Annotated in this window: 13 protein-coding genes; 6 read left to right on the plus strand and 7 right to left on the minus strand. The window is 61.3% G+C overall.

Annotation, left to right across the window (positions count from 1 at the left end; all coding sequences use genetic code 11):
• The first annotated feature begins 2 nt into the window (after nucleotides 1–2).
• Genes NZ960_06090 through purM form a run of 3 tightly spaced genes read left to right on the plus strand, consistent with a single transcriptional unit; the run spans nucleotide 3 to nucleotide 2636 of the window.
• On the plus strand, nucleotides 3–779 hold the full coding sequence (locus NZ960_06090) for a hypothetical protein (GenBank protein MCS7177170.1): 777 nt from the start codon (nucleotides 3–5) through the stop codon (nucleotides 777–779).
• A gap of 7 nt (nucleotides 780–786) precedes the next feature.
• The gene (locus NZ960_06095) at nucleotides 787–1638 is read left to right on the plus strand and encodes a glycosyltransferase (protein ID MCS7177171.1); all 852 of its coding nucleotides are present in this window, start codon (nucleotides 787–789) and stop codon (nucleotides 1636–1638) included.
• Entirely contained in the window at nucleotides 1632–2636 is a 1005-nt protein-coding gene (gene purM / locus NZ960_06100; protein ID MCS7177172.1) for a phosphoribosylformylglycinamidine cyclo-ligase, read from the plus strand. Before NZ960_06095 ends, purM begins: the two co-directional genes overlap by 7 nt.
• Here purM and fumC read toward each other — a convergent pair.
• From fumC to NZ960_06135, 7 genes are all read right to left on the minus strand, one after another.
• Nucleotides 2619–4013: a class II fumarate hydratase gene (fumC, locus tag NZ960_06105; GenBank protein MCS7177173.1), complete on the minus strand. Its 1395-nt coding sequence runs from the start codon at nucleotides 4011–4013 to the stop codon at nucleotides 2619–2621. The two genes, purM and fumC, sit on opposite strands and share 18 nt — an antisense overlap.
• A 74-nt stretch (nucleotides 4014–4087) precedes the next feature.
• Nucleotides 4088–4306, minus strand: coding sequence for a histone H1 (locus tag NZ960_06110; protein MCS7177174.1), 219 nt, complete (start codon nucleotides 4304–4306; stop codon nucleotides 4088–4090).
• Nucleotides 4307–4308: 2 nt separating this feature from the next.
• Nucleotides 4309–7170 (minus strand): S8 family serine peptidase, encoded by a 2862-nt coding sequence (locus NZ960_06115; GenBank protein ID MCS7177175.1) that lies wholly within the window; start codon nucleotides 7168–7170, stop codon nucleotides 4309–4311.
• A gap of 28 nt (nucleotides 7171–7198) precedes the next feature.
• Entirely contained in the window at nucleotides 7199–7960 is a 762-nt protein-coding gene (locus NZ960_06120; protein ID MCS7177176.1) for a hypothetical protein, read from the minus strand.
• A complete protein-coding gene (locus NZ960_06125; GenBank protein ID MCS7177177.1) occupies nucleotides 7957–9231 on the minus strand; it encodes a peptidylprolyl isomerase in 1275 nt (424 codons plus the stop codon). The genes NZ960_06120 and NZ960_06125 overlap by 4 nt, the downstream gene beginning before the upstream one ends.
• A 2-nt stretch (nucleotides 9232–9233) precedes the next feature.
• Nucleotides 9234–9488 (minus strand): hypothetical protein, encoded by a 255-nt coding sequence (locus tag NZ960_06130; GenBank protein MCS7177178.1) that lies wholly within the window; start codon nucleotides 9486–9488, stop codon nucleotides 9234–9236.
• A complete protein-coding gene (locus tag NZ960_06135; GenBank protein MCS7177179.1) occupies nucleotides 9478–10083 on the minus strand; it encodes a hypothetical protein in 606 nt (201 codons plus the stop codon). The genes NZ960_06130 and NZ960_06135 overlap by 11 nt, the downstream gene beginning before the upstream one ends.
• Before the next feature lie 117 nt (nucleotides 10084–10200).
• Between NZ960_06135 and NZ960_06140 the strand changes: the two genes are divergently transcribed.
• Genes NZ960_06140 through prmC form a run of 3 tightly spaced genes read left to right on the plus strand, consistent with a single transcriptional unit; the run spans nucleotide 10201 to nucleotide 15389 of the window.
• Entirely contained in the window at nucleotides 10201–11169 is a 969-nt protein-coding gene (locus NZ960_06140) for an NAD-dependent epimerase/dehydratase family protein (GenBank protein ID MCS7177180.1), read from the plus strand.
• A 31-nt stretch (nucleotides 11170–11200) separates the two neighbouring features.
• Nucleotides 11201–14470 carry a carbamoyl-phosphate synthase large subunit gene (gene carB / locus NZ960_06145; protein MCS7177181.1) on the plus strand — a complete coding sequence of 1090 codons (3270 nt, stop codon included), beginning with the start codon at nucleotides 11201–11203 and terminating at the stop codon, nucleotides 14468–14470.
• Nucleotides 14460–15389, plus strand: coding sequence for a peptide chain release factor N(5)-glutamine methyltransferase (prmC, locus tag NZ960_06150; GenBank protein ID MCS7177182.1), 930 nt, complete (start codon nucleotides 14460–14462; stop codon nucleotides 15387–15389). The genes carB and prmC overlap by 11 nt, the downstream gene beginning before the upstream one ends.
• Nucleotides 15390–15397 lie beyond the last annotated feature (8 nt).

Below are 15397 nucleotides of genomic sequence, written 5' to 3' on the forward strand. Positions count from 1 at the left end.
CCATGACATCGCCGGGCTGGTTACTTTTAGCCGGAGCCCTGAGCCTCACAGTCGCAGAGGCCCAAATCAAGGTGGTCACCCTCTTGCGCGGCACAGTTGTAGACCGCCAGACGGGGACTCCTGTGGGGACCGAATTTGAGGTCCGTGACGCCAACGGTAAACTCGTCCAGCAGGGGCGCTCGGACTCGCGTCGCGGTACCTTCGAGCTGGTCCTCACCCCGGGACAGCGCTACCTCATTTCCTTCCGGGGCTATAACGTGCTGCGGCAGACTGACACCGTTGACGTGCCACCCAGCGACCAGTATACGGAGCTTTCGCAGACCTTCCGTGTCCAGGTGCTACGGCCTGGGATGGAGCTACTCCGCATCCATGCCTTTGACCCCGGCAGCACTACCCTGCGGCCATCCGCGCATGCGGCGCTGAACGAGCTCAAGGAGCTCCTCAACCGCAACCGCTCTCTGCGGGTGAATGTGCACATCGCAATCCTGGATACGCGACTCATAGATGAACCAGCCCCACCCCAACGCCAGCGATGGGAGAAGCGCCAAAGTAGAGCCACGGTCCCGCCCGCTCCTACCCCAACGCTCCTGGAGCGAGCCCAACGGCTCTTGGAAGCCCGAGCTGACGCCGTACGCCGCTACCTAATGCCCAACGTCCGAGATGCTGAGGAGCGTATCCGAATCACGCCAGAGATTCCCCCACTACCAATCGTCCGTCCAATCCCAGAGGCTCCAACAGTGACCGTGTTCGTGGACCAAGTGCGCGACCTATTGGAGTGACGCCTTGATGCAGCCCCCCCAGCCGCCATGGGCCTCCGCTGCAGAGCTCCCTCCTGAAGCGCACGTCACCATCCACCATCGCCTCCGCACCGACTCCATCCGCTTCAGCCTTATCATCCCGACGTTCCAAGAGCAGAGCGTTCTGGCCACAACGCTGGAATCCTTCCCAGAAGCGCTCCGGAACCGCTACGGTGTGGAGCTCATCATTAGCGACGGTGGCAGCACAGACGCAACGCTGGAGATTGCGCACCTCCATGCAGACATCGTCGTCGCCCACACCGGCCCCTATCGCCAGAGCATCGCCCAGGGTCGGAATTGGGGAGCACGGGTGGCCAGTGGCTCCATCCTCCTCTTCCTCAACGCCGACTCCGTCCCGGCTGATCCTGAACGCTTCTTCTGGCACATCCACCGCTGGGCGGAAGAGGCACCGGACGAAGTAGCTCTAGCATGCCCCGTGTACGTCCATCCAGCCGTAGCCGTATGGAAGGACCGAGCCTTCCACAGCCTCTACAACCGATACTTTGCACTCCTCAACGCCTGTGGCTTGGGCATCGGACGGGGAGAATGCCACATCGTACGGCGATGGGGATTTGAGTGGGTTGGCGGCTACAACGAGCAGCTCTATGCTGGCGAAGATTTTGACCTCTACCGCCGGCTCCGCCGCTTAGGGCGAATTCGTATGGCTTGGGAACTACCGATCTACGAATCGCCGCGTCGCTATCGGCGCTACGGCTACGCTCGGACACTCTGGCTGTGGACCATCAATGCCTTCGCCGTCCTCTTCCTGCACCGCTCGATTGCCCGCTCCTGGGAGCCTATCCGGGAACCGTCGGACAAGGTGCCGCAGATGTCATGTTGACCTACCGAGATGCCGGCGTCGACATTGACGCTGCTGATGAGCTCCTGCGTCGCCTGAAGCCCCTTATTCGCTCTACCTTCACTCCCGGCGTGATAGCCGACATTGGCCACTTCGGGGGCTTCTTCGACGCTCGCTTCAGCGACTACGAACACCCCGTCCTGGTGGCTAGCACCGATGGAGTCGGGACGAAGGTGAAACTTGCCATCCGTCTAGGGAGCCACAGCACAGTCGGGCAGGACTTGGTCAACCACTGCGTCAACGACATCCTCTGCTGCGGCGCCCGACCGCTCTTCTTCCTGGACTACTTCGCCTGTGGGAGGCTGGACATCGGCGTCGCTGAGCAAGTCATCGGCGGCATCATCACTGCCTGCCGGAGTAATGGCTGTGCTCTTCTCGGCGGTGAGACCGCCGAAATGCCCTCCGTCTACGCCCCAGGAGACTACGACCTCGCTGGCACCATCATCGGCGTCGTGGAATACTCTCACATCCTCGACGGCCGCTCCATCCAGCCAGGGGACGTACTGATTGGCCTTGCCTCTACAGGGCTACACACGAACGGCTATTCCCTGGCGATGGCGGCTCTTCGAGACCATGACCTCGAAACCTACATGCCCGAGCTTGGGAGCTCGCTGGGCGAGGCTTTGCTGGCAGTCCACCGCTCGTATGCGGCAACGCTCCTGCCCGTGCTGCAGCGCGGGCTTGCAAAGGGAATCGCCCACGTGACAGGTGGCGGTATCGTGGGGAACTTGCAGAGAATCCTACCCCGTGGCGTCGTCGCTGAGATTATGTGGGATGCATGGCAGGTGCCGCCACTCTTCCGCTACATCCAACGCGCCGGTGCTATTCCAGAGGAGGAGATGCGGCGCGTCTTCAACCTTGGGATTGGCATGGTCCTGGTGATTGCCCCAGAGCATGTCAGCGAGGTGATGGCCCTCTGCGCTGAGGAGTCTCCCGTTGTCATTGGAGAGATCCGGAAGGCCTCACAGGTTGGGGCCTAGCATCTGCTCTGGACGCACGATGCGATCGAACTCCTCTGCCGTCAACAGCCCCAGTTCAACAGCCGCCTCCTTCAGGCTCTTCCCTGTCTGGTAGGCACGTTTCGCAATGCGGGCAGCATTGTCGTAGCCGATGTAGGGATTGAGCGCTGTTACGAGCATCAACGACTGCTCTACGTACGCTCGCAAGCGCTCTCGGTTCGGCTCAATACCGACGACACAGTAACGCGTAAACGAGCGGCAGGCATCGGCCAGCAAGCGGACGCTCTGCAGGAAGTTGAAGATGATGACGGGCTTGTACACGTTCAGCTCGAAGGCCCCAAGAGAGCCCGCAATGCTGATTGTGACATCGTTGCCGAGGACTTGTGTGGCAACCATCGTCATGGCTTCCGACTGAGTCGGGTTGACTTTGCCCGGCATGATGGATGAACCAGGCTCATTCTCCGGGATGCGAATCTCTGCTAGGCCCGCCCGAGGCCCCGAGGCCATCCAGCGGATATCGTTGGCAATCTTGTGGAGCGCCACCGCCAGTGTCCGCAGAGCGCCATGTGCCCAGACGAGGGCATCGTGTGCCGCCAGTGCCTCAAACTTGTTCGGAGCCGACACAAACGGCAGCCTCGTCAACTGTGCAATCATCGCTGCCATCCGTTCAGCGAACTCCGGATGCGTGTTGAGCCCTGTCCCGACAGCCGTCCCACCGATTGCCAGCTCGTAGAGGTCTGGTAGCACCGCCTCAATCCGCCGCAGAGCGTTCGTCAACTGCTGGACGTAGCCGGAGAACTCCTGTCCTAGGGTCAGCGGGACGGCATCCATGAGGTGGGTGCGCCCGATCTTGATGACATCTCGAAAGCTCTCTGCCTTCTCCGCCAAGGCATCGCGCAGTTCCCGAACTGCTGGCAGCAGCCGGTGGACGATCTGCTCAGCAGCGGCGATGTGCATCGCGGTCGGGAAGACATCGTTGGAGCTCTGCGACTTGTTGACATCGTCGTTGGGATGGATCGGACGCTTGCTCCCTACCACCCCACCTGCCAGCTCAATCGCACGGTTGGCGATGACCTCGTTGACGTTCATGTTCGTCTGCGTCCCGGAGCCAGTCTGCCAGACGGAGAGCGGGAAGTGGTCATCCAGCTTGCCCTCGATGACCTCGTCAGCAGCACGCACAATGAGTTCTGCCTTCTCTGGTGGCAAGAGGCCAAGGTCTCGATTAACAAGGGCCGCTGCCTTCTTGACGATGCCTAGAGCTCGAATGAGCTCGCGCGGCATCCGTTCGGTGCCAATAGCGAAGTGAATGAGCGAACGCGCTGTCTGTGCTCCCCAGTACTTGTCGGCCGGGACCTCTATAGGACCCATTGTGTCAGTCTCTACCCGCACACCGGCCATCTGCGCCTTACTTGGGTTCGTTCTACCACGCGGGTGGCAAAATTAGCCTTTGAGTTGTGCCCACTGCCGCTACCTCACTCCTGCTCGGACTGCTTCAAACGGCGCTTTGGCCTCGGAGGGAAAGTGCGGCGGAGCTGTTGGATTTCATCCCGTATCGCTTTGGCTAAGCGGCGAAGTTCTTGCATCCGCTTGCGCAGCCGGATACCGGCCCGTCGGTTCTGCTTGAGGTAGAAGCGTTCAAAGTCTGCCTGGCAACTCTTCACCAACTCAAGCAGCTCCTCGTACCGCTGCATGTTCAGCGCGCAATGACCAAGGGTACGACCATCCCTTCAGCGCCTGCCATAGTGTAGAGGAAGTAGGGGCCACTGCTGAGTTCCGCAGGTGGAATGACGAAGCGATGAGTCCCGGGCTGGTAGAGCCCCTCAGCAAGTTCTGCAACGAAGCGCCCGAGCGGATCTACCAGGCGGATGCGGACGTAGCGCCGTTCCGGCAGACTCAGCACAAGCGTTGGCACTGGCATCCCCGGTTGCCAAGGGTTGGGGAAGAGCCAGGCCGATATGCGACTCGGTAGCGGAGTCCATGGGACGGTATCCACCCCGAGGGTTGCTGCAGCTTGTCGGGCAGCAGCAGCAGCTTGCCGAAGTCCCTCCACATCCGCTCCCGCTACCAGCGCCAGCACAACTTGCGCTGTATCCCCTGGCCCAAGCTGAATAGGCCCCCCTGCCAGCACGAACGAAGCATCCGTGCGATTGGACCGCAAGCGGGCAAGGCCGCTACTCATCGTACGCCATTTCTCTTCCCGCGTGAATCCATCGTAGACTCCCGGATTGTCGGGACCACGGCCGTCGTTGTCGATGGCGAAGAAGTTCACCGGCTGCCGACTCAGGAGTATCGCTCCTGCCAAGGGCATCGGTACTGGACAACTCTCGCAGACGACGTACCCAACCCCCGAGACACTGTCGTAGAGCGCCCGATCGCCCATGGCTGAGGGACTGATGTCCCAGTCCATGTACCAGCCGACGTGGAGGGTGGTAAACGCCGAGTCCGTCTGGTTGACGATGTCATAGACAACCAACACGAAATCACTCCGCTCAGCCTGAGAGAACTGGTAGATGCGCTGCCGGACGGCAACCCCCGCATCTTCAGGCCTCCGTTCGTCGGCGAAGACGGCCTCAGCCTCCAGTGCGGCATGGGGACCGGGCTGGAAGAGGCGGAGGACCTGCCGTGTTACGAACGAGCGGTCCTGCTGGTCTTGCAGTGCTCCCCGGGCAACGTTGGAGAGCCGTCCCGCAGAGATGCCAACCATCAACGCTCCCTCGAAGAGCAGATTGGGACTGCCACGCCATCGGAAGCCATCCCCTTGCGTATTCTCTGGGTAGTCGTTGAAGGCAATGTTGCCGCGGCTGTTGAAGGTGACAGCAATGTTGTTCGCCGCCAGTGTCCGATAGACTGGGCGCACAACGGTTGCAGTCCAACCACGGCCGATGAGCCGGCGCCCATAACGCACGTTGATGCGAAACTCCATGATGGCGTTGTGCGGCACCGTAGGAGCAATCCGCAACAGGAACGGCTCTGGCAAGCGCCGATACTCTCCTGTTGCCATACCAGAGAGGACAATCCGCTGCCGCAGATACTCCGGTGCTGGCACCAAGGGGGTAAAGATGTCCACCACTACGCTGTCAACAGCATCCAGGATGTTCCGGACTCCCACAGACACCTGCAACGTGTCGCCAGCATCGAAGAAGCCATCGCCATCAACATCGGTGATGGCTATGCTATCAACGAAGCAGGCGAATAGGGTCGGCTCCGCAAGCGCCCTGTATGCGTTAACCCGCCCCCACCCCAGCAAGCCCGATAGCCAGGGCTGACGCTGGGTAACGTCGTCAGCAGCCATCATCACTCGAGCTATCGCCTGCAACGGAGAGTACTGAGGAAAGCGCTGTCGCACTAACGCCACCACGCCGCTCACGACGGGTGCCGCCATTGAAGTACCGCTCATCCTCGTGTAAAGCCCCCCGGGGAGGAGGGACAGAATCTCATCGCCAGGGGCTGCAATGTCCACGGTCTCGTGGTAGTTGGAGTACGGTGCCTTATTGTCAGCCGAATCCGTTGCTGCGACGGAAAGTACCTCAGGATACGCTGCTGGATAGAAAGGCCCCCTGCGCCCATCGTTCCCCGCGGCAGCCACGATGACAGCTCCCATTGCAACGGCCGTTCGAACCACCTCGTACTCTACCTCAGAACGCCCCGGCCCGCCCCAACTACAATTGATGACCGCCGCTCCCATCGAGGCCGCGTAGAGGATGCCCTGGTAAGCATTGTGCACCGATTGCGCTCCCGGCTCATCAGGTCCAATCTTCACCGCCAGCAGGCGGACCTTGGGGACAATGCCGGCAATCCCTCGAGCATTGTTGATGATTGCCCCGACAATCCCGGCCACGTGCGTCCCGTGAGAATTCCCTGGCCGAGGGTCATTGTCTTGCTGGTTCCCCGAACCGGCTGCAAAATCCCAGCCCCGCCAGTCGTCAACGAATCCGTTCCCATCGTCATCCACACCATTCGAGCGCTTATCCCGCCCAGCAGCATCCGTTCCAAGCTCGCCGGGATTCAGGAAGATGTTGTCCGCCAGGTCGGGATGCTCCATGTCAATGCCTGTGTCTACAATGGCCACCACAATCGGCTGCACATCAGCCGGCATCAAGTCCCACGCCTCAAAGACGCGGGCCACGTTCAGCGCGTACTGTCCAGCCACGAGTGGGTCGTTCGGAACCTCGCAGAGAAACCGCTCCGGTAGAAGCTCGACGTACTCCACCTCCGGATGGCGTTTTAGCTTCCGGAGGAGCACCGCCGTGTCCACTGCACTCGGCAACTCCACTACGACAATCCGCTCAAGCTCCCTGAGGCGCTGGAAGAGCGCTACACCACCTTGCTGCTGTGCCCGCTGGTAAAGTGCCTGGAACAGTCCCTCAGGGACCAGCGGAGCGGCTACATGCATCCCGGCTACTTGCATCACAAAGGCCAGTGTCCCACGACGCCCACCTGCACTCCACTCCTTAAGCGATGGAGCAGTAGCCCGTAGCTTGAGCACCACAGGGACCGCCTCCGCCACCGCAAGACCTCCAAGGAGGCATGCAACCACTCCTATGCGGTGCCACATTCCTTACACCCGAAGCCTGGTGGGACCCTTACCGAATGTCGGAGCTTCCGAGCCGAATGCGCTTGTAGAGTCGCTGCGTTCCACCGATGCGGACCTCAGCGACGTAGTCCCCTGGTGGAACTTCACGCCCTTGGTCATCGCGCCCATTCCACGTCAAGCTGTACCGGCCAGGACGCTGGACTCCATCGTAGAGTGTCGCAACCAGCAGTGCCTGTACCGAGTAGACGCGCACCTGCACATGCGATACCGTCTGCACTTCATAGCGAATCGTTGGAGAGAGGTCCTCTGTCAACCCGATGAACTGGGCAATTGCAGCTAGCGGGATGGCTACACCACTTCCAGGAGTCCGCCGCAACGTCGCGGTAGGCAATGCCTGCGCCTGCTGGAGGGCATACGCATGCTGGACAAGCTCCTCACCCGTAGGGACTAGTACCGCCGGGTCGAGGCGGAGATTCCGAAGAGCACTCTGCCATGGAGGGAGCAGTACCTGCTCCTGAGCTGCTAACCAGGCCGGCGAAGATTCCCGGAGAGCAGCCTGGAACCGCGAGAGTGGAGTTAGCGGTGTGCGCAGGGCCCGAACGTAGGCGCTGTCCTGCTCCGGCGTTGTCTGCCGGAGCTCCTCAGTGGGCAATGGAACGGGCTGGATGAGCGTATCGGTCTCCTCTTGCCACCCTAATGCCCGCTGTGGCGGCAGTGGCTGCTGGAGCGGAGCCGGTACTTGAGCTCTGAGGACTGCAACGGCAGTCAAAAGCGTAGCAAGCACTGCCGACCTGTACCGATACCCCATCATGGACGCACCTCCCACGGAAAACGGCGGCGTAGTTCAGCAACCCATCGCCGATACTCCTGCTCCCGCTTCCACTGCTGGCAGAAGCGCTCAACGTATCCGGCATCCTCGGGGAGGCTTGCTGGATGCTGTGGTACCATGCGCTTCCGGTAGAGGAGCTGCAGCCCCGGCCGATGCGGGTTGGCTAAGTACGGCAACGGCTCCGAAATCCCGCCATCGGGCAACTCCTCGATGGCCTTCCGAAGCTCCTGCGAGAGGCCGTCCAGCGGAACTAACCCTAAGGCCCCACCGAACCCCTTCGTATCCGGCTCCTCCGAGTAGAGGCGCGCTAATGAGTCGAAAGGAGCCCCTTGGATGGCAAGCTCTCGCAACCGTAGGAGCTCCAAACGTACCCGCTCTGCATCAGCCCGCAGGCGAAAGAGGATATGCCGCGTCCGCACAGCATCTTGCCGACGGTCCAGCACTTGGATGAGGTAGTAACCGATGGGGGTCTCGACTGGCGGGGAGATCTCCCCCACCTGCAGCGAAAAGGCTACGCGCTCGTACTCCGGCAACAGCTTACCACGCTCTACCCAGCCGATGTCTCCGCCAGCAGCGGCTGAACCGCGGTCATCGCTGTAACGGCGCACGAACTCAGCAAAATCCTCACCCCGCAGGAGGCTATCGCGCACTCGGCGAGCAAGCTCCATCACCTGCTGCCGCGCCGCAGAGTCCGGCTGGACATACCGAACCAGGTGGTACAGCTCTACCTGTGCCGGCACAAGCGGCAGGGAATCCCGGTAGCGTTGGTAGAACTCCTCCAACTCCCGAGCACTGCAGCGAATCGTCCCAAACCGCTGCTGCTGCAACTTCTCCACCAGGAGCCGCTTGCGCACCTCCTCTCGATACTCCCGCCGAATCCGCTCAACAGGCATCCCGTAGAGCTCTGCTACTCGGCGCTCTGAGCCTACCTGCTGCACCAATAGCTGGAGCTGGAACTCCAGGCGTTGGGTGACCTCATCGTCGCTGACCACGATGCTGTCCTCCTGCGCCTTCAGCAGCATGAGCTTCTCGTCAATGAGCGCCTCTAACGCGCGCCGCCGTAGGATACTATCTGCCAGCTCAACCCCCGCAGGGAGCTGCTGCCGGAAGAGCTGGACCTGCGCTTCGACATCGGAAGCGAAGATGGCCTCACCACCAACGATAGCCACGACACGGTCCAGTGGCTGACCTTCTTGGAGCTGGGCACGGACGACAAGCGGCATGCATAGGGCTGCAATTGCGCACCAGACCATCCTCATGGCTTTCTCGTTTGCTCCACCATCTTCGGTGTGGAGACGTCCAGCAGGAGAGCTCTGTGTTGGGCTGCTACCGCCTCCAGCCACGACCTCACAGCAGGTTTCAGCGGGACGCCCTCCAACGGGAGCTGCTGCAGAGCTTCGGCTAATACCACACTCATCTGCTCCGGCGGGAGCGCTCGATTCACAACGATGAGCCGCCGATCTCGGAAGACGCAGTAGCCCCCGCGGAAACGCCCGTGCTCACGCCGCACCTGAATCCCGCATCGGCGAGCTACTTCCAGCAACTCCTTCACCAACCGCTCCGGTCCCATCGCTCTGCTCCAGGGGACGCCAGATGAAGAGAAGCAAGACGGTCCACTCCGCGTATGCTGCCAACAGCCCAATACTCCCCCCTTGGCGGACCCGCTTCAGAACGAGCGGCTCCACAACCTCCAGCGATGGAGCCCCTCCTGCAAACAGCATCACCAGGGGTATATCGAACCGAGCCACCAACCACACCTCCGCTGCAAGCGCCAGCGCCGCCAATACTGCCGCCATCACAAGCCAACCGTGCTGGCGTAACTGCCGCCACCGATAGGCGACGCTGCCTGCAACCCCAACGAAGAAGACCACGCCGCCGGCCCATACGTACGGACTGCTGTTGACGGCCACTCGGTAACTCTGCAGTCGTTCGGCTGGCAGGTAGTGCCCCTCCAGCTCTACCGTGCCCGGCTGGAACACCGAAAAGAGCGCCACCGAACGCACCACGCTCCCGCCGAGTAGGAGTGCCCCTCCAACAACCACGCAACTCAGCCACCAGCGCCATACCCATGGCCGGCGGGATACCTGCCCTTCCGCGCATACCATTCCAGCCTACCGCAACACCGCGAGAATCGCTCGCAAACTTAGTGCCTCCATGCCTTCACTACGCACTCGCAGACGTACGTCATTGCGCCTGCCGTCTCACCCGGAGTCCCATCCACAATGCCTACGCGCGTCCTTGTCACTGGCGCTGGCGGCTTCATAGGGCACCATCTGGTGACCTTCCTGGTCGAACGTGGTTACTGGGTCCGAGGGGTTGACCTGAAGCCCCCCGCTTACGAACCGACACGCGCGCACGAATTCCTCCTCTTAGACCTGCGCCGCTGGGAAGACTGCCTCCGAGCCACCGAAGGGATCGATCACGTCTACAACTTAGCCGCTGACATGGGTGGCATCGGCTACATCAGCCGCTATCATGCCGATGTTGCCCGCAACAACATCCTCATCAACGCCCACATGCTGGAAGCCACCCGCCTCAATGGCGGACAGCGCTTCTTCTTCTCCTCCTCAGCCTGCATCTACCCGCAGTACCGCCAAAGCACCCCTGACGTGACCCCTCTACGAGAAGAGGACGCCTACCCAGCCGACCCCGAAGAGGGCTATGGCTGGGAGAAGCTCTTCGCCGAGAAGCTCTGCCAGTACTACGCCGAAGACTACGGCCTGGAGGTACGCGTTGCCCGATTCCACAACGTCTACGGCCCAGTCGGGGAGTATGAAGGGGGGCGCGAAAAGGCGCCTGCTGCTATCTGCCGCAAGATCGCGCTCGCTAAGGACGGGGACACAATTGAGATCTGGGGTGACGGCAACCAGACGCGCTCCTTCATGTACATCGCCGACTGCGTCGAAGGCATCTACCGCATCATGCTCTCGGACATCCGACAGCCGCTGAACTTAGGAAGCGACCGGCTCGTGACGATCAACGAGCTGGTGGACATCGTGGCCCAGATTGCCGGCAAGCGCATCCACAAGCGCCATGACCTTACCAAACCTCAGGGCGTCCGTGGCCGTAACAGTGACAACACCCGGCTACGCCAACTCCTCGGCTGGGAACCGCAGACGCCACTGGAAGTCGGGCTGGAAGCCACCTACCGCTGGATAGAAGACCAGCTGCGCCGGGCAGGACGAATCTGAGTCGGTACCACCCAAGCAGACGCTCAGCCTAATGCCACGGTCACCCGATATCCGCAGCGTCCTCATCATCGGCTCAGGCCCCATCGTTATCGGACAAGCGTGCGAGTTTGACTACAGCGGTACCCAGGCCTGCAAGGCTCTGCGGCAGGAAGGGCTCCGCGTCATCCTCGTCAACTCCAACCCGGCCACTATCATGACCGACCCTGAGTTGGCCGATGCCACCTACATTGAGCCCATTACCGCAGAGTTTGTGGAGAAGATCATCGCCCGCGAGCGCCCCGACGCGCTCCTACCCACCATGGGCGGGCAGACTGGGCTCAACGTCGCCGTTGAGCTTGCAGAACGAGGTGTCCTTCAGCGCTACGGTGTCCGCCTCATCGGCTCTTCACTGGAGGCGATCCGCAAAGCCGAAGACCGAAAGCTCTTCCAAGAAGCCATGCGGCGCTGTGGGTTGGAGACGCCACGCGGAGCTTTCGTCCATTCCGTTGAGGAGGGCCTCCGTGCGATTGAAGCGATTGGTTTCCCTGCCATCCTCCGGCCTTCTTTCACCCTCGGAGGTACAGGCGGTGGGATCGCCTACAACATGGAAGAGTACCGCGAACTACTCGCCGCAGCCCTCGTTGCCAGCCCAATCCGGCGCGTGCTGGTGGAAGAGTCGGTGCTGGGCTGGAAGGAGTATGAGCTGGAAGTCATGCGCGACCGCAGGGACAACGTTGTGATTGTCTGCTCGATCGAGAACTTCGACCCGATGGGCGTTCACACAGGGGACTCCATCACCGTTGCCCCCGCCCAGACCTTGACAGACCGAGAATACCAGCAGATGCGCGACGCCGCCATCCGCATTATGCGGGAAATCGGCGTGGAGACTGGTGGCTCGAATATCCAGTTTGCGGTCGACCCCAAGACGGGGCGCATGGTAGTCATCGAGATGAACCCGCGCGTCTCCCGCAGCTCGGCGCTGGCTTCTAAAGCCACAGGCTTCCCCATCGCCAAGATCGCTGCAAAGCTGGCAATAGGCTATACGCTGGATGAAATCCTCAACGACATCACCGGCAAAACCCCTGCATGCTTCGAACCCGCCATCGACTACGTCGTGGTCAAGATCCCACGGTGGGACTTCGAGAAGTTCCCAGAGGTACCCGACGAGCTTGGAACCCAGATGAAGTCGGTCGGCGAGGCCATGGCCTTTGGGCGTACCTTCAAGGAGGCCCTCCAGAAGGCTATCCGAAGCTTAGAGCAGGGGCGCTTCGGCTTCGGGTTCGACCGTCCCGAATACCTGCAGCCACTCAGCGAGGAAGAACGCGAACCCCTGCGGGCAAGGCTCCGCCGGCGCCATTCCCGGTCTATCTTCGACCTCTGCGACGCCCTCCGGCTGGGAATGAGCACGGAGGAAATCCACGAGTTGACGGGCTACGATCCATGGTTCATCGAGCAATGCCGAGAGATCGTCACCGCAGCCCACGAAGTCATCAGCTTCCGGCACCAGAATGGCTGTCAGGGCACTGAAGCACTACGGCAGCTCGGCCCCGAACGGGTCCGCCGCCTCAAGGCTCTGGGATTCTCCGACGTGCAGTTAGCTGTGCTGACCGGCAGTACCGAGGCCGAAGTAGCGGACTTCCGGCGCCAGCACGGCATCCGTCCCGTCTACAAGACCGTGGATACCTGCGCTGCGGAGTTCGAGTCCGAAACCCCTTACCACTACTCCACCTACGCCCCTGGGGAGAATGAGTCCATTCCCTCGCGCCGTCCAAAGGTCGTCATCTTGGGCAGCGGCCCCAACCGCATCGGGCAGGGGATCGAGTTCGACTACTGCTGCGTCCAAGGCATCTTTGCCCTGCGGCGCTTAGGGTACGAGGCGATCATGATCAACTGCAACCCAGAGACCGTCTCCACGGACTACGACATCGTGGACAAGCTCTACTTCGAGCCACTCACTGCCGAAGACGTCCTCAACATTCTGGAGCACGAGCAACCAGACGGGATCATCGTAACGTTGGGTGGTCAGACTCCGTTGCGGCTCTCCCACCGACTCCAAGCTGCTGGCTTCCGTCTACTGGGTACCTCACCCGAAGGGATCGACTTGGCAGAAGACCGCGAACGCTTTGCACACCTACTGGACACGCTTGGCATCCCCTGTCCACCGTGGGGCGCCGCGCGATCGGAAGAGGAGGCCGTCAACATCGCACGCCAAATCGGCTACCCCGTGCTGGTTCGGCCATCCTACGTCCTCGGAGGACGGGCAATGCAGATCTGCTACCGCGAGGAGACTCTCCGTCGGTACCTCCGCGAAGCCTTCGCTGCTTTCCCAGAGCGCCCCGTGCTCATTGACCGCTTCTTGGAGCATGCCTACGAATTCGACGTTGACGCCGTTAGCGATGGCGAGACCGTTCTCATCGCTGGTGTCCTACAGCACATAGAGGAAGCCGGCATCCACTCTGGCGATTCCACCTGCGTGCTGCCCCCGTACAACATCACTCGCGAGCAACTGGAAACCCTCTGCGACTACACTCGCCGAATTGCCCGAGCGCTCCAGGTCGTGGGTCCACTCAACGTCCAGTATGCACTGCAGCAAGGAACGATCTACGTGCTGGAGGCTAACCCCCGAGCTTCGCGCACGATGCCGTTCGTCGCCAAGGCCACGGGCATTCCCATCTTGGAACTGGCCCTTCATGCGATGGTAGGCAAGAAGCTGTCCAACCTCAACGTCCCAGAGTTCCGGCTGGACCTAGGGTATGTGGCCGTGAAGGAATCGGTCTTTCCCTTCACCAAGTTCCCCCAGGTGCATGTCTTCCCCGGACCGGAGATGCGCTCTACGGGCGAAGTCATGGGGATTGACTCCTCCTTTGGACGTGCCCTCATCAAAGCCCACATCGCAGCGGGGAATCGCCTCCCGACTAATGGCGGCCGTGTCTTCATTTCGCTGGCTGACTACGACAAAACCCAGCAAGCCGTTGAAATCGCTCGCGGATACCTTGAACTAGGCTTCGAGCTCTGGGCCACTGCAGGAACAGCAGCATTCCTCCGCCGCCACGGTCTCCCGGTGACACCTGTGCGGAAACACTACGAAGGGCGCCCCAGCATCATTGACTACATCACCGACGGCAAGGTGGACATCCTCATCAACACGCCACTCGGAGAGAATGCCCGGTATGACGAGCACATCATGGGCCGCACGGCGATGCGCTATCGGATCCCCTTTTTCACAACACTCGCAGCAGCCGCTGCATCCTTACGCGGACTGGCTGAACTACGCCGGGCCGAGCTCCAGGTGAAGCCGCTCCAAGAGTACTATGCTGAGTAGCCGATTGGCAAGCTGCCGCACCGTCGGAGAAGCCCTGGCCAAAATTACGCAGGTCCTGTCTACCGCAGGATTGGACAGCCCACGGCGTACCGCCGAACTCCTGTTGTGCCATGTTCTGGGATGGGACCGACTTCGGCTCGTACTGGAGCGTTCTACACCTCTGCCGCCCACTGCTCGCCGTCGACTCTCACTGCTCCTCAGACGCCGCCTCCGCCGCGAGCCTGTACAGTACCTGCTGCGAGAGACCGAATTCTTCGGCCTCCGGCTCTCGCTCCGGCGTGGGGTCTTCATCCCACGGCCAGAAACAGAGCTGCTGGTGGAAGAGGCACTAGCCTTGCTCCGCAGAGGCTCTCTACCCCATCCAGTCCGCGTCTTGGACATCGGAACCGGCTCCGGCTGTATTGCCCTGGCGATCGCCTACCACTGCATGAGAGCCGATGTGCTTGGGATTGACACTTCGCTGCGAGCGCTCCTTGTAGCTCGCTACAATGCCCGGCGCCTGGGACTCCGGAACGTCCGTTTTGCCCGCGTCGACATCCTCCGCGAATTACCACCTGAGCAGCCGTTCCACCTTATCGTCTCCAATCCGCCGTACATTCCTGCCGCTGACCTTCCACACTTGCAGCCCGAAGTCCGCCTCCACGAGCCTCGTGAGGCGCTCACGGACGGTGGTGACGGCTTAGGCTTCTATCGCCGATTTGCTCAGATCTTCCCAGTACTGCTCTCGCCTGGCGGCCTCTTCCTCCTGGAGGTAGGAGCAGGAAGTATGAACTCCGTTGCTGAGCTCTTCCGCCCGAATGCCCGGTGGCTACGGATCCGAAAAGACTACGCTGGCCACGACCGTATTCTCGTGGGAACTTTGCAGCCCTCTTCTGTAGCAGACCCCCCAGCACTCACTAAATTCGCGCGTTCGCTTTAGTCCTCTCC

Origin of the sequence: Candidatus Kapaibacterium sp., from assembly GCA_025059875.1 — a bacterium.
Lineage (GTDB): Bacteria > Bacteroidota > Ignavibacteria > Kapaibacteriales > HRBIN21 > HRBIN21.